The organism is Enterobacter sp. MGH 24 (genome assembly GCF_000493015.1).
Classification (GTDB): domain Bacteria; phylum Pseudomonadota; class Gammaproteobacteria; order Enterobacterales; family Enterobacteriaceae; genus Enterobacter.
On sequence record NZ_KI535657.1, the window covers coordinates 656,228 to 671,643 of the forward strand.

The following is a 15,416-nucleotide window of genomic DNA, read 5'->3' on the forward strand; positions in this document are numbered from 1 at the left end:
AGCCCCAACAGCTGACAATTATACTTCACCTGTGGCCAGGTAAGGACTTTATTACGAGCGCGTATTGTTAATCGCAACGCACGAATTAACAACGATTTTACGGGAAATTTTATTGAAATTCCCCCTCCGGGCAGAGGGGGATATCACGACATTACTCTTCGCTGTCACCCGCCGCGCTGCGTGCAGGAGAGTCAATCTCCACGCGGTCGATGCGCTGCAGGCCGCGCATCAGCGAGCCGCGGCGACCGCGCTCACCCACCACTTTCTGCAGCTCTTCCGGACGCAGCTTGATCTTACGCTTGCCGACGTGAATGGTCAGCGTGCTCTGCGGCGGCAGGAGGAAGAGGTGCGCCAGGCCATCTTCGCCTTTCGCAGCTTCCGCCGACGGGATGTTGATGATCTTGTTGCCCTTGCCTTTCGACAGCTCCGGCAGATCGCTGACCGGGAACATCAGCATACGTCCGGCGGTGGTGATTGCCAGCAGCATGTCGCTTTCATTCTCGATCACCAGCGGCGCCATTACGTGGGCGTTGTCCGGCAGGCTAATCAGCGCCTTACCGGCACGGTTACGGGAGACCAGGTCGTTAAAGGTACAGATAAAGCCGTAGCCCGCATCGGACGCCAGCAGCAGCTTCTGATCATCGGCCTCCATCAGCATATGGTCGACCGTCGCGCCCGGCGGCAGCGTCAGCTTGCCGGTGAGCGGCTCGCCCTGCCCGCGCGCGGAAGGCAGCGTGATCGGATCGATGGCGTAGCTGCGGCCGGTGGAATCAATAAAGGCCACCGGCTGGTTGCTCTTGCCTTTCACCGCCGCTTTGAAGCTGTCGCCCGCCTTGTAGCTGAGCCCCGGCGCGTCGATATCGTGGCCTTTGGCGCTGCGCACCCAGCCGCTCTGCGACAGGACAATGGTCACCGGCTCGGACGGCTGCATGTCGTGCTCGTTCATCGCCTTCGCTTCTTCGCGCTCGTGCAGCGGAGAACGACGGTCGTCGCCAAAGGCGTCAGCATCGGCCTGCAGCTCTTTCTTCAGCAGGGTGTTCATCTTGCGCTCGGACGCGAGGATCGCCTGCAGCTGATCGCGCTCTTTTTCCAGCTCGTTCTGCTCGCCGCGGATCTTCATCTCTTCCAGTTTGGCGAGATGGCGCAGCTTCAGTTCGAGGATCGCTTCGGCCTGGGTTTCGCTGATGCCAAAGCGCGACATCAGCGCCGGCTTCGGCTCGTCCTCGGTACGGATGATCTCAATCACTTCGTCGATGTTGAGGAACGCCACCAGCAAACCTTCAAGGATATGCAGGCGCTTAAGCACTTTCTCCAGACGGTAATTCAGACGACGACGTACCGTATCGCGGCGGAAGGTCAGCCATTCGGTAAGGATCTCCAGCAGATTTTTCACCGCCGGGCGTCCGTCGAGGCCAATCATGTTCAGGTTGATGCGGTAGCTTTTTTCCAGATCGGTGGTGGCGAACAGGTGGTTCATCACCTGCTCCATGTCCACGCGGTTGGAACGCGGCACGATCACCAGACGGGTCGGGTTCTCGTGGTCGGATTCGTCGCGCAGGTCGTCCACCATCGGCAGCTTTTTATTGCGCATCTGGGAGGCGATTTGCTCCAGCACTTTCGCGCCGGAAACCTGATGCGGCAGCGCGGTGATCACCACGGCGCCGTCCTCTTTATTCCACACCGCGCGCATGCGCACGGAGCCGCGACCGTTCTGGTAGATTTTGCGGATTTCCGCGCGCGAGGTGATGATTTCGGCTTCGGTCGGGTAGTCCGGCCCCTGCACGATATCCAGCAGCTCGTCCAGCGAGGTTTTCGGCTGCTCGATCAGGGTGATGGCGGCTTTCGCCACCTCACGCAGGTTGTGCGGCGGAATGTCCGTCGCCATACCGACCGCGATACCGGTGGTGCCGTTCAGCAGGATGTTCGGCAGACGCGCAGGCAGCATCTTCGGCTCCTGCATCGTACCGTCGAAGTTTGGCACCCAGTCAACGGTCCCCTGACCCAGCTCGCCCAGCAGCACTTCGGCGTATTTAGACAGGCGGGATTCGGTATAACGCATTGCGGCGAAGGATTTCGGATCGTCCGGTGCCCCCCAGTTCCCCTGCCCGTCCACCAGCGGGTAGCGGTAAGAGAACGGCTGCGCCATCAGCACCATCGCTTCATAACAGGCGCTGTCGCCGTGCGGATGGTATTTACCCAGCACGTCACCGACGGTTCGGGCGGATTTCTTGAACTTGGCGGTGGCGTTCAGCCCCAGTTCGGACATCGCATAGACGATGCGGCGCTGAACGGGCTTCAGGCCATCCCCGATAAACGGCAACGCCCTGTCCATGATGACGTACATGGAGTAGTTCAGGTAGGCGTTTTCCGTGAATTCATGTAGCGCGAGGCGCTCTGCCATATCGCTCATTACGTGTGATTCCTCAACTCAGAAACCGAAGGGTTTCAGGCAATATTGCCGCAGATACTACCTCATCTGATGAATTGAGTCACAAAGAAAAAGGGCCGCACAGGCGGCCCTTTTTGGGTTATTTGTTCAGCTTAATAACCTGCTTCACGTCGATTTCAAACTCGTTCCAGTCCTTATCGACTTTACCCTGCAGTTCAACTTTATCCTGCGGAGTGACGGTCACGCCGTTCCAGCGCTTGTGGTCAATCTCAACGACCACCGTGCCGGACTCATCGCGGAAGGTGTAGCGGTCATCGGACAGGCGCTCGGTAATGTTCCCGCGCAGCTTCACCCACGCATCGTCCTTCAGGTCTTTCACTTTTGCCGCGGTGGTGAGGTTGGCGTTGTTATCGACAAAACCGCCCTGCTGAGTTTGCGTCAGGGTCTGTGTGGCCGATGGGCCAGTAAAACCGCCCTGAGCAGCAAAGACCGGCGCGGTGGTCATCATCATGATGGCAGCAATTGCAGCGAATTTTTTCATCTTCATCTCTCCCTTTAATGTCGTTTCGCAATCCATTTAACAGGGTAATCCTTAACAACTTCTTAAGGGAAAAATTTATTTATTATTGCTGTACAGCAGGCGCTTGCAGAGGGTTTACTGACGGCATCAAGGAGGGAACATGCGCATTTTACTGGTAGAAGACGACAGGTTAATCGGCGACGGTATCAAGGCGGGGTTAAGCAAAATGGGCTTTAGCGTGGACTGGTTTACCGACGGGAAAACCGGTCAGGCCGCGCTCTCTTCTGCGCCCTATGATGCCGTGGTGCTGGATCTGACACTGCCGGAAATTGACGGTCTGGAGATCCTGCGCGCGTGGCGCGAGAGCGGGCGCAGCGAGCCGGTATTAATTCTGACGGCGCGGGATGCGCTTAACCAGCGCGTCGAAGGGCTGCGTCTTGGCGCGGATGATTATCTCTGTAAGCCGTTCGCGCTGATTGAAGTGGGTGCCCGCCTCGAAGCGCTGGTCCGCCGCAGCCACGGCCAGGCGCGTAGCGAACTGCGTCACGGGAAGGTCACGCTCGATCCGAGCCGTCTCGTCGCCACGCTGGACGGTGAGCCGCTGACGCTCAAGCCGAAAGAGTTCGCGCTGCTGGAGCTGCTGATGCGCAACGCGGGCCGGGTGCTGCCGCGAAAGCTTATCGAGGAAAAACTCTATACCTGGGACGATGACGTCTCCAGCAACGCCATAGAGGTTCACGTCCATCATTTGCGCCGCAAGCTTGGCAGCGAGTTTATCCGCACCGTGCACGGCATCGGCTATACCCTGGGTGACGCATGAAGCTGAGCCTGAAACTTCGCCTGACGCTTCTCTTCCTGCTGCTCTCTCTGACGGCGTGGTTTACCGCCAGCCTGGTCGCGTGGCAGCAGACCACCCACAAGCTCGACAAGCTGTTCGATACCCAGCAGATGCTGTTTGCTAAACGGCTGCTGACGATGGATCTGGACGAGATCCGCGCCCCCGAACGGATGCGTGACATCCCAAAAAAAGTGAAGCACGGTCGTCTGGATGACGACGCGCTGGCTTTCGCCATTTACGCCGTCGACGGCAAAATGCTCCTGAACGACGGTGAAAACGGACGCGATATTCCGTACCACTATCGCCGCGACGGGTTCGATAACGGTCAGCTGCAGGGCGACAACGACGAGTGGCGTTTTTTATGGCTGACCTCACCCGACGGGAAGTACCGCGTGGTGGTCGGCCAGGAGTGGGAGTACCGCCAGGATATGGCGCTGGACGTGGTCAGCTCGCAGCTCACGCCGTGGCTGGTGGCGCTGCCCGTGATGCTGCTGTTGCTAATCGTTCTGTTAAGCCGCGAGCTGAAGCCGCTGAAAAAGCTGGCGCAGACGTTGCGTTCTCGTTCGCCGGATGCCACCGATAAACTGCCGACGGAAGGGGTACCCACAGAGGTGCGCCCCCTGCTCGACGCGCTGAATCATCTGTTTATGCGCACGCAGGAGATGATGACCCGCGAGCGCCGCTTTACGTCCGACGCCGCCCACGAATTACGCAGCCCGCTGGCGGCGCTAAAGGTACAAACTGACGTGGCGCAGCTCTCTCATGACGACCCGCAGGCGCGGGAAAAGGCGCTGATGCAGCTGCATGCGGGCATCGACCGCGCTTCCCGGCTGGTGGATCAGCTCCTCACGCTGTCGCGTCTGGACTCGCTGGATAACCTGGACGATATCGAACCGATAACGCTTGCCGACTTACTGCAGTCGGCCGTGCTGGATATCTGGCATCCCGCGCAGCAGGCGGGCATTGATATTCGCCTCAACAACGCGGCTCCGCAGGTTAAACGCCCGGGCCAGCCGCTGCTGTTAAGCCTGCTGGTACGCAACCTGCTGGATAACGCGATTCGCTACAGTCCGCGCGGCAGCGTGGTGGACGTGACGCTGGACGCGCGTAGCTTTACCGTGCGCGACAACGGTCCCGGCATTTCACCGGACGCGCTGGCGCGCATCGGCGAGCGCTTTTATCGTCCGCCGGGTCAGGATGCGACGGGCAGCGGGCTGGGATTATCTATCGTAAAACGCATCGCCGCCCTGCACGGGATGCGCGTTTCGCTGAGCAATGCCCCTGAAGGCGGTTTTGAAGCGAAGGTCAGCTGGTAAGGGATTATTGCGTTTAATGCAAAAGACTTTGCACATTTTGCTCATTTTACCGCACCGTCCTCGCGCGTAGAATACTCGCCATACTCTCATCATCGAGGACAAATAATGAGCAACATTCTGATTATCAATGGCGCAAAAGAATTTGCGCACTCTAAAGGCCAGCTGAATGACACCCTGACCGAGGTCGCGGACGGTTTCCTGCGCGACGCCGGGCATGATGTTAAGGTCGTGCGCGCGGACAGCAACTACGACGTGAAAGCAGAAGTACAGAACTTCCTGTGGGCTGACGTGGTGATCTGGCAGATGCCAGGCTGGTGGATGGGCGCGCCGTGGACCGTAAAAAAATACATGGACGACGTGTTCACCGAAGGTCACGGTTCGCTGTATGCCAGCGATGGCCGCACCCGCTCTGACGCATCCAAAAAATACGGTTCAGGCGGCCTGATTCAGGGCAAAAAATATATGCTCTCGCTGACCTGGAACGCCCCGCTGGAAGCCTTCACCGATAAAGATCAGTTCTTCGAAGGCGTGGGCGTAGACGGTGCGTACCTGCCGTTCCACAAGGCTAACCAGTTCCTTGGCATGGATCCGCTGCCAACGTTTATCGTCAACGACGTGATTAAAATGCCTGACGTCCCGAGCTATATCGCAGAATATCGCAAGCATCTCGCGGAAATTTTTGCTTAACTGGTAGCCTGGAATTAAAGGAGTAGTAAACATGCTTACCGTTATCGCAGAAATCCGTACTCGTCCAGGTCAACATCACCGCCAGGCGGTGCTGGATCAGTTCGCGAAAATCATCCCGACCGTACTGAAAGAAGAAGGCTGCCACGGCTACGCGCCGATGGTGGATGCCGCCACTGACGCCAGCTTCCAGGCGACCGCGCCAGACTCGATCATCATGGTTGAGCTGTGGGAAACCGTCGCGCACCTTGAAGCGCACCTGCAGACCCCGCACATGAAAGCGTGGAGCGACGCGGTGAAGGGTGACGTGCTGGAAACGCACATCCGTATTCTGGAGCAAGGGGTTTAAGTTCGTGGAATTTGCCGGGTGGCACTGCGTTTACCCGGCCTACAAATCCTGAACCGTAGGCCCGGTAAGCGCTAGCGCCACCGGGCTTTGTTTTAGCTGTTTTTCTTCCCCGGTTTTAACCCACGATGTAACTCGTTGATGCGCTTCATCGACTTAATGGTGCGCTGCGGCTCGGTGGAGGCCACGGATAAAATGATCATCTCCAGACACAGCAGCACCGTGCCGTGGAGCGGGATTTTGCCCTTTTCACCGCCGCGCGGAACGTGGATCACCACGCTGGCCTCCTTGCTGAAACGTGAGTCAAGGGCGTTGGTCAGCAGGATGGTTGGAATGCCCAGACGCTTTGCTTCACGCAGCGTGGTTTGCCCCTCCCGGTGCGCGGATTTCTGCGCCATCATCACCAGCACGTCGCCGCGCTGAAGCGCAATCAGCTGCTCGGCAAGCCCTATGCCGGTACGGTTAAGCGGCGTGGCGGGTAACCCCATACGACTGAACAGCCTGGCGGTGTACTCGGCCAGAATGCCGGAGGCGCCAATACCAAATATGGCGACCTGCCTGGCCTGCGCCAGCAGAGAGACCGCCTGCGCCATTGCGTAGCGGTTATGGGGCTCGGATAACACTTCGCAGGTGTGTTGATGCCCCTCCAGCACAAAATCAATGCTCGCGTTGACGTCGCTGGCGAGCGTATTCACCGTGGTGGACATCTTTTCGCTGGAGGTAACCACCGGACCAAACCACTGCTCCAGCGTCTGCTTGAGATCGCGCAGCCCGGCGAAACCCAGCGCCTGAATGGCGCGAACGACGGTGGCATCCGAGGTTTTCAACTGCGTCGCGATCTCCATTGCGGTCTGCTCCATCACCGCTTCGCGGTTGTCATGGATGTAGCGTGCAACCTGCCGAAGACGCGGCGTCAGCTGATGCGCCCGCGCGCGAAAGCGGTCGCCATAGACATCCACGCGCCCTTTCTCTTTGCGGATCACCGTGTCGCCTCCGGCAGCGGACGCCCGGCAATCTGCGACTGCACCTGCGCGGCCATCAGCCCTAAAGACGCGAACGAATTCGAGATGGCCTCTTCACGCGAGATCAGCACGTAGTGCCCGGTTCGGCAAGCATTCAGGAACTGACACCAGCCCGGCATGACCGCCTCCATCGCCGCCAGCTCGTCCTGCGGCTTACCGCCCGTATCCCCGCGCCAGGTGGCGAAGACGAAATCGGCATCCAGCTCCGGCAGGCGCTCGGCGCTGACGTCGATGCGCCCTCCGTCCGGGATGCTCTCAATCAGCGGCGGGAATTTGAATCCCGCGTCGCGCAGCACGCGGCCCAGCGAGTGGTAGCTGTGCATGGCGTTGATTTTTCCCTGATTGGCCTGAATCACGGACACGGTCACCTTGCGGGTATCAATAGTCGCCTTCAGCGCCTTGATTTGCTCCTTATAGCGGCGCTCCAGAACCGTGAGCCGCGCCTGCGTTCCCGTCAGCTGAGCCAGCTTGCGGTAGATCTCCGGCGCGCCGCCGTCGAGATGATCGATACTCACCGTCGGGGCAATTTTCGCCAGCTGTTCCACCGGGGTGTTGCGGGTCGGCTCGGTAATAATGAGATCAGGCTTTGCGGCGGCGATGGCTTCAATGTCGATATCGGCCGTGCCGATAAACTTAATGTCGGAATTATCGAAGTCGACGCCGGTCAACATGCCGCTTGAGCGCAGAAAGTGGCTGCCGTCCGGCCGCGTGCGGCCATGGCTTGCCACGGGCGGCACGCCAAGCTCAATCAGCGGAATGGTGATATCCAGATCGTGTAAGGAGACGATTCGCTTCGGATGAACCGGCACCACCACTTTTCGGTTCAGATCGTCAGTAAACGTCTGCGTCGGCTCCGCCGCACTCACCGCGAATCCCACCAGCAACAGCATCAAAAACACTACGCGCATTTAAGTCCCCTAAAATCTGTCCCGACGCTGCCAGAGCAGCAGCAGGAAAAACGGTCCGCCAATCAGTGAAATCACAATCCCCGCCGGCAGCTGCAGCGGGAGGAATGCCAGACGTCCGACGTTATCCGCCAGCAGCACCAGCAGCGCGCCCAGCACGGCGCTTCCCGTCAGGAGCGCGGTTTGCCCGCCGCGCAGCAGCAGGCGCGCCATATGCGGGGCAATCAGCCCCACGAAACCAATACTGCCCACGCAGGAGACGCTGGCCGCCGTCAGCACCACCGGGGCGAGAACCCGCAGCAGCGCCAGCCGGGTTATGCGCACGCCAAGGCCCGCTGCGGCCTGATTGCCGAGCAACGCCACGTCCGCTGCCCGCGCGGTAAACAGCAGTAGCGCAAACGCGGGGGCCACCCAGAGCGCGGCTAACCCCACCAGCGTCCAGTTTGCCGCATGCAGGCTTCCCGCCAGCCACAGCATCGCCGTCTGCACGTCCCGCACGTCGGCGGTGGTGATAAAAACGCCCATTGCCGCGGCAAAGGCCCACGACACGCCGATGCCGATCAGGATGAATCGCGGGCGCGAGATATCGCGCGCCAGGACGATGACCAGCAGCGCGGTAAGCAGCCCGCCGGCCATGCCGACCAGCGGACGCCAGGCCAGACCCAGCGCCGGGAACTGAAAAATCAGCAGCAATACCGCCGCGCTACAGCCCTCCTTCACGCCGATAAGCCCGGGGTCAGCCAGGCCATTGCGGGTGATGGACTGCATCGCCGCCCCCGCCATACCGAGCATCGCGCCGCACAGCACCGCCATCAGCAGGCGCGGCAGGCGGATATCCATCACGATGTAGCGCGTCTCCACCGTCAGACTCTCAGGAGAAAACAGCGCGCGCCCGATGGCGGAGGTGGGAATGGGCAGAGAACCGTGCGTCAGGCCAAAGCCCACAAGGCTTAGCGCCACCAGCGCTAAAAGCATCAGGCACGCCATCGCCCTCGGGCGAACCAGCGCCGATATACGGCCAATACGGATCGCGCGGAATCCGGCCCGGTTCATTTGAACATCCTCGAGGCCATAAAGATGAACACGGGCACGCCGACCAGAGCCGTCATAATACCGGTTGCCAGCTCCCAGGGCGTGAACAGCGTGCGGGCGGCGATATCCGCCAGCAGCAGAACCAGCGCGCCACACAGGGCAGACAGCGGCACCATCACGCGTAAATCGACCGACACCAGACGGCGGATAAGCTGCGGCACGACCAGGCCGATAAAGCCAATCGGCCCGGCGACAGAGACGGCCGCACCGCAGAGCAGCGCGATGGCCAGCAGGGCGAGCAGGCGGGTTTTCAGCAGCGACACGCCGAGCCCCTGCGCCATCCGGTCTCCCAGCGCCAGCATGTTGAGCGACGGCGACAGTCCAATAGCGAGAACAAAACCGGCTGCTGCAGCCCACAGGGCGCTCTGGAGCGTCTGCACGCTGATCCCGGCCAGGTCTCCAGCCAGCCAGGTGCGCATGGCGAGCAGCGTCTGTTCATCGAGGATTAACACCGCGGCGGTAATCGACGAGGCAAACGCCGACAACGCCACGCCGCACAGCGTGACCTTCATCGGCGTAAGCCCGGTGCGACCGGACGAGGAGAACATCAGCACCAGCAAAAACAGCGTGGCGGCACCGGCGGCGGCAACGAGCGGGCGACCAAACGGCAGAGACAGCCCAAGCGCGCTGGTAATCACCACCGCCAGCGCGGCCCCGGCGTTGAGCCCCAGAATATGCGGCTCGCCGAGCGGATTGCGGATCACGGACTGCAACAGCACGCCCGCCACGCCGAGCGCGGCGCCCGTCACCATCGCGGCGCAGAGGCGCAGCAGCCGTAATTTGATAATGACGCTGTGGTCGAAATTGCGCGGGTCGAAATGGAAGAATGCCTCCAACACCGTCTGCGGGGCGATAAAGCGCGCGCCGATGCCCAGGTGCAGAATCGCCCCCATTACCAGCAGCAATGCGAAGATCGGGAAGGCCAGAGAGGAGCGCATCATGGCTGAACCGTGCCCTGGCGAAACGGCATAAAGAACGGCTTGCCGGTCAAGGGGTTAATGGACATATGCACGTCCACATCAAACACCGCCTTGATCAGCTCCGGCGTGCAGGCATCGCCTTCATGCAATACGCCTTCAACTTTCCCCTGGCGTAAAAAGACCAGCGAATCGCCGTAGTTCACGGCAAAGTTGAGATCGTGCAGCACCACCACCACGGTACGCCCGTGCTGGCGGGTCAGGGCGTGCAGCAGTTCCAGGATCTCCACCTGATAGCGGAGATCGAGAAACGTCGTGGGCTCGTCAAGCAGGATATACGGCGTTTGCTGCGCCAGCGCCATGGCGATCCAGCAGCGCTGACGCTGGCCGCCGGACAAGCTTTCCACCGGCATATGGGCAAACTCTGCCGTGCCGGTCAGGCGCAGAGCCTCCTCCACCGCCAGTTCGTCCTCGTCGCTCCACTGACGCATAAAATTCTGCCAGGGAAAACGCCCGCGCGAGACCAGTTCAAAAACGGTTAATCCTTCCGGGAGCAGCGGAGACTGCGGGAGAATGCCAAGCTGGCGGGCGACCGCTTTGGTCGGCTGCGCATGAATGGCTTTGCCGTCCAGCAGTGCGGCGCCACCCAGCGGCTGGAGCAGCCGCGCGATAGTGCTCAACAGCGTGGATTTCCCACAGCCGTTCGCCCCTACCAGCACCGTCATTTTCTGCTGAGGGATGGCAAGGGAAATATCATCAACGATGATTTTTTTCTGATAGCCCGCAGAGAGGTTCTCCAGAACCAGTCCCGGTTGTTTTGTGTTGTGAGCCACGTGAATGCCAACGTAATAAAAAAGCGCAACAAATATAAATAAAAATCATTCTCTTTTGAGAGTTTGACGCTGCGCCATGTAGTAGTCAAGAGAAGAAACACCCCGAAAAAACCAGGGATAAGCCAGAGGGAAGATGAACACGTCATGCATTACAAAAACAGTAATATCAACACGTTAATTATTGTCCCGCTGCGCTTATACACATGATTAAATGCTGTAGCCGTTTTTTTCTTTTTTCCATTTACTACTACATTCGCGCATGATTGAATGATTCTCAATTACATGTCTGATGCCAGCGCAGGCTAACGGACAGACCGTAAAGGGCAATGACTCACACATTTTGCTGCGAAACGCATTCGCGGGATATTTCGGGATAACAGATGTAATGGCTACGTTCACACCTTCACTCTCTGGGGTAAAAGGGCGCGCGCTCTTTTCACTGCTGTTTATGGCGCCGCTGGTGCAGGCAGCTGATACCAACGCGGCTAAAGACGGCGAAACGCTTACCGTCACCGCCGATCCAAATACGACGGCGGAGGCCACGAACGGCTATCAGCCGTTGAATACCTCCACCGCGACGTTAACCAACATGCCGATGCTGGATATCCCGCAGGTGGTCAATACCGTCAGCGATAAAGTGCTGGAGGATCAGCACGCCACCACGCTGGATGAAGCACTCTATAACGTCAGCAACGTGGTGCAGACCAACACTCTGGGCGGCACGCAGGATGCCTTCGTGCGCCGCGGGTTTGGTGCGAACCGCGACGGTTCGATCATGACCAACGGCCTGCGCACCGTACTGCCGCGCAGCTTTAATGCCGCAACCGAGCGCGTGGAGGTGCTGAAAGGCCCGGCCTCGACGCTCTATGGCATTCTCGATCCGGGCGGACTGATTAACGTCGTCACCAAACGCCCGGAGAAGACCTTCGGCGGTTCAATTTCTGCCACCTCATCCAGCTTTGGCGGCGGCACCGGTCAGATCGATGTTACCGGCCCGATTGACGGCACGCGCCTGGCGTATCGCCTGACGGGCGAATATCAGGACGAGGATTACTGGCGTAATTTTGGCAACGAACGCAGCACCTTTATCGCCCCGTCGCTCACCTGGTTTGGCGATGATGCCACCGTGACCGTGCTCTATTCGCATCGCGACTATAAAACGCCGTTCGATCGCGGAACGATCTTCGATCTCAACACCAAGAAAGCCGTCGACGTCGATCGCAAAACCCGCTTCGACGAGCCGTTCAACGTGACCGACGGCCAGTCCGATCTCGCTCAGCTCAACGCGGAGTATCGCCTTAACAGCCAGTGGACCGCGAAGTTCGACTACAGCTACAGCCAGGATAAATACAGCGATAACCAGGCCCGCGTGATGGCCTACGATTCAAAAACCGGCAACCTGACCCGCCGCGTGGATGCGACCCAGGGCTCGACCCAGCGTATGCACACGACGCGCGCGGATCTGCAGGGGAACGTGGACATCGCGGGCTTTTACAATGAGATCCTGACCGGCGTGTCGTATGAGAATTACGACCTGCTGCGTACGGACATGATCCGCTGTAAGAACGTTAAGGATTTCAATATTTACAACCCGAGCTACGGCAGCCTCGGCAAGTGCACCACCGTCTCGGCATCCGACAGCGATCAAACCATTAAGCAGGAGAGCTACTCCGCCTACGCGCAGGACGCGCTGTACCTGACCGATAAGTGGATCGCCGTCGCCGGACTGCGCTATCAGTATTACACCCAATACGCGGGCAAAGGCCGTCCGTTCAACGTGAACACTGACAGCCGCGACGACCAGTGGACGCCAAAGCTGGGTCTTGTTTATAAGCTCACCCCGGCGGTCTCGCTGTTTGCCAACTACTCCCAGACGTTTATGCCGCAGTCGTCCATTGCGAGCTACATCGGCGACCTGCCGCCGGAAACGTCGAACGCGTATGAAATCGGCGCTAAATTCGACCTGTTCGACGGCATTACCGCCAACATCGCGCTGTTTGATATCCACAAGCGCAACGTGCTGTACACCGAGAGCGTCGGTGATGAAACTGTCGCTAAAACCGCGGGCCGCGTGCGCTCTCAGGGCGTGGAAGTGGATCTTGCCGGCTCATTGACCGAGAACACCAACATTATCGCCAGCTACGGCTATACCGACGCGAAGGTGCTGGAAGACCCGGACTATGCGGGCAAGCCGCTGCCGAACGTGCCGCGCCATACCGGCTCCCTGTTCCTGACCTACGATATTCACAATGCGTTTGCCGGGAACACCCTGACGCTGGGCGGCGGCGGGCATGGCGTAAGCCGTCGCTCCGCAACTAACGGTGCGGATTATTATCTGCCGGGCTATTTCGTGGCGGATGCGTTTGCGGCGTACAAGATGAAGCTACAGTATCCGGTGACGCTGCAGGTGAACGTGAAAAACCTGTTTGATAAGACCTATTACACATCGTCCATTGCGACCAACAACCTGGGCAACCAGATTGGCGATCCGCGCGAAGTGCAGTTTACGGTGAAGATGGAGTTTTGATGTCAGTGCGAGGCTTTCCCCTCACCCTAACCCTCTCCCCAGAGGGGCGAGGGGATCGATCGTAGGCCCGGTAAGCGCAGCGCCACCGGGCAAAAAAAAGCCCTGCATAGCAGGGCTTTTTCAGCATCAGGCCTCGATATCCGCCATATCGCCTTTCTCCTGCAGCCAGTTACGTCGGTCTTCCGAACGTTTCTTGGCAAGGAGCATATCCATCATGGCGTTGGTTTGCTGTTCGTCTTCGTCGCTGATCGTCAGCTGCACCAGACGGCGAGTGTTCGGATCCAGCGTCGTTTCGCGAAGCTGCATCGGGTTCATCTCGCCCAGTCCTTTAAAGCGCTGCACGTTCGGTTTGCCCTTCTTGCGCTTCAGCTGTTCCAGCACGCCCGCTTTCTCTTCTTCCGTCAGCGCGTAGTAAACCTCTTTGCCGAGGTCGATACGGTAGAGCGGCGGCAGCGCCACGTGGACGTGACCGTTTTTCACCAGCGTTTTGAAGTGTTTCACAAACAGCGCGCACAGCAGCGTGGCGATGTGCAGGCCATCGGAGTCCGCATCCGCAAGGATACAGATCTTGCCGTAGCGCAGCTGGCTCAGATCGTCGCTGTCTGGATCGATGCCGATCGCTACCGAGATATCGTGGACTTCCTGCGAGGCCAGCACTTCATCAGAAGAGACCTCCCAGGTGTTCAGGATCTTCCCCTTGAGCGGCATGATCGCCTGATATTCACGATCGCGCGCCTGCTTGGCCGATCCACCCGCCGAGTCCCCTTCCACGAGGAACAGCTCGGTACGGTTGAGATCCTGCGCGGTACAGTCTGCCAGCTTGCCCGGCAGCGCAGGGCCGCTGGTCAGCTTTTTACGCACCACTTTCTTCGCGGCGCGCAGACGACGCTGGGCGCTGGAAATGGCCATTTCAGCCAGCATTTCTGCCGCCTGGACGTTCTGGTTCAGCCACAGGGTAAACGCATCTTTCACCACCCCGGAAACGAACGCTGCGCACTGGCGTGACGACAGACGTTCTTTGGTCTGACCGGCAAACTGTGGATCCTGCATCTTCACGGAGAGCACGTAGGCGCAGCGATCCCAGATATCTTCCGCCGACAGCTTCACGCCGCGCGGCAGGATATTGCGGTATTCGCAGAACTCACGCATCGCGTCCAGCAGCCCCTGACGCAGGCCGTTGACGTGGGTACCGCCGAGCATGGTTGGGATCAGGTTAACGTAGCTTTCCGTCAGCAGCTCGCCGCCTTCCGGCAGCCACAGCAGCGCCCAGTCCACCGCTTCGGTGTCGCCGGTGAAATTACCGACGAACGGTTTTTCCGGCAGCGTCGGCAGGCCGTTTACCGCTTCGCACAGATAGTCGTTCAGGCCATCGGCGTAGCACCAGGTTTGTGCGGTATTGTTAACGTGATCGGTAAAGGTGATTTCCACGCCCGGACACAGCACCGCTTTGGCTTTCAGCAGGTGCGTCAGGCGAGAAACGGAAAAGCGTGGGCTGTCGAAGAAGCTTTCGTCAGGCCAGAAGTGGACGCTGGTGCCGGTGTTGCGTTTGCCGCACGTGCCGACAACCTGCAGATCCTGCACCTTATCGCCATTTTCAAACGCGATGTTGTAGACCTGACCGTCGCGACGGACGTTGACTTCCACGCGTTTGGACAGGGCGTTCACCACGGAAATACCCACGCCGTGCAGACCACCGGAGAACTGGTAGTTCTTGTTGGAGAACTTTCCGCCCGCGTGCAGACGGCAGAGGATCAGCTCAACGGCAGGCACGCCCTCTTCCGGGTGGATATCCACCGGCATGCCGCGCCCGTCGTCGATGACTTCCAGCGACTGATCGGCGTGCAGAATGACGTCAACGCGTTTGGCATGCCCCGCCAGCGCTTCGTCCACACTGTTATCAATAACTTCCTGGCCCAGATGGTTTGGGCGCGTCGTATCGGTGTACATCCCCGGGCGGCGGCGAACCGGCTCAAGCCCGGTGAGGACCTCAATGGCATCAGCGTTATAGGTTTGCGTCATGATTTAAA

The 15,416-nt window shown here is 59.4% G+C and carries 13 protein-coding genes; 5 read left to right on the top strand and 8 right to left on the bottom strand.

The genetic code is table 11. From position 1 onward, the window contains the following. Positions 1-151: 151 nt before the first annotated feature. Both parC and L370_RS18655 read right to left on the bottom strand, forming a co-directional pair. Complete coding sequence (gene parC / locus L370_RS18660) at positions 152-2,410, bottom strand: DNA topoisomerase IV subunit A (protein ID WP_023333414.1); 2,259 nt, start codon at positions 2,408-2,410, stop codon at positions 152-154. A 118-nt stretch (positions 2,411-2,528) separates the two neighbouring features. Further along, complete coding sequence (locus L370_RS18655) at positions 2,529-2,930, bottom strand: YgiW/YdeI family stress tolerance OB fold protein (protein ID WP_023333415.1); 402 nt, start codon at positions 2,928-2,930, stop codon at positions 2,529-2,531. Between the two features lie 139 nt (positions 2,931-3,069). Here L370_RS18655 and qseB point away from each other — a divergent pair, with 139 nt between their 5' ends. The 4 genes from qseB to L370_RS18635 all read left to right on the top strand — a co-directional run bounded on the left by qseB (position 3,070) and on the right by L370_RS18635 (position 6,096). Then, the gene (qseB, locus tag L370_RS18650; RefSeq protein WP_023333416.1) at positions 3,070-3,729 is read left to right on the top strand and encodes a quorum sensing response regulator transcription factor QseB; all 660 of its coding nucleotides are present in this window, start codon (positions 3,070-3,072) and stop codon (positions 3,727-3,729) included. Next, the gene (gene qseC, locus L370_RS18645) at positions 3,726-5,063 is read left to right on the top strand and encodes a quorum sensing histidine kinase QseC (RefSeq protein WP_023333417.1); all 1,338 of its coding nucleotides are present in this window, start codon (positions 3,726-3,728) and stop codon (positions 5,061-5,063) included. The genes qseB and qseC overlap by 4 nt, the downstream gene beginning before the upstream one ends. A gap of 105 nt (positions 5,064-5,168) precedes the next feature. Beyond that, positions 5,169-5,750: an NAD(P)H-dependent oxidoreductase gene (locus L370_RS18640; RefSeq protein ID WP_023333418.1), complete on the top strand. Its 582-nt coding sequence runs from the start codon at positions 5,169-5,171 to the stop codon at positions 5,748-5,750. A 31-nt stretch (positions 5,751-5,781) separates the two neighbouring features. Next, positions 5,782-6,096, top strand: coding sequence for a putative quinol monooxygenase (locus L370_RS18635; protein ID WP_023333419.1), 315 nt, complete (start codon positions 5,782-5,784; stop codon positions 6,094-6,096). A 92-nt stretch (positions 6,097-6,188) separates the two neighbouring features. Here L370_RS18635 and L370_RS18630 read toward each other — a convergent pair whose 3' ends face one another. From L370_RS18630 to L370_RS18610, 5 genes are read right to left on the bottom strand one after another with little or no spacing between them, the layout of a single operon-like run. Beyond that, positions 6,189-7,076, bottom strand: a complete 888-nt coding sequence (locus L370_RS18630) for a MurR/RpiR family transcriptional regulator (protein ID WP_023333420.1) — start codon at positions 7,074-7,076, stop codon at positions 6,189-6,191. Then, complete coding sequence (locus L370_RS18625) at positions 7,073-8,023, bottom strand: iron-siderophore ABC transporter substrate-binding protein (protein ID WP_023333421.1); 951 nt, start codon at positions 8,021-8,023, stop codon at positions 7,073-7,075. Before L370_RS18625 ends, L370_RS18630 begins: the two co-directional genes overlap by 4 nt. Before the next feature lie 9 nt (positions 8,024-8,032). Next, positions 8,033-9,073, bottom strand: a complete 1,041-nt coding sequence (locus L370_RS18620; RefSeq protein ID WP_023333422.1) for a FecCD family ABC transporter permease — start codon at positions 9,071-9,073, stop codon at positions 8,033-8,035. Then, positions 9,070-10,053, bottom strand: a complete 984-nt coding sequence (locus L370_RS18615; RefSeq protein ID WP_023333423.1) for a FecCD family ABC transporter permease — start codon at positions 10,051-10,053, stop codon at positions 9,070-9,072. The genes L370_RS18620 and L370_RS18615 overlap by 4 nt, the downstream gene beginning before the upstream one ends. Further along, positions 10,050-10,862 (bottom strand): ABC transporter ATP-binding protein, encoded by an 813-nt coding sequence (locus tag L370_RS18610; RefSeq protein WP_023333424.1) that lies wholly within the window; start codon positions 10,860-10,862, stop codon positions 10,050-10,052. The genes L370_RS18615 and L370_RS18610 overlap by 4 nt, the downstream gene beginning before the upstream one ends. Positions 10,863-11,247: 385 nt before the next feature. Here L370_RS18610 and L370_RS18605 point away from each other — a divergent pair, with 385 nt between their 5' ends. Further along, positions 11,248-13,389 carry a TonB-dependent siderophore receptor gene (locus tag L370_RS18605; protein ID WP_023333425.1) on the top strand — a complete coding sequence of 714 codons (2,142 nt, stop codon included), beginning with the start codon at positions 11,248-11,250 and terminating at the stop codon, positions 13,387-13,389. A 126-nt stretch (positions 13,390-13,515) separates the two neighbouring features. Here the strand turns inward: L370_RS18605 and parE are convergent, their stop codons facing one another. Next, entirely contained in the window at positions 13,516-15,408 is a 1,893-nt protein-coding gene (gene parE, locus L370_RS18600; RefSeq protein ID WP_023333426.1) for a DNA topoisomerase IV subunit B, read from the bottom strand. Positions 15,409-15,416: the final 8 nt, after the last annotated feature.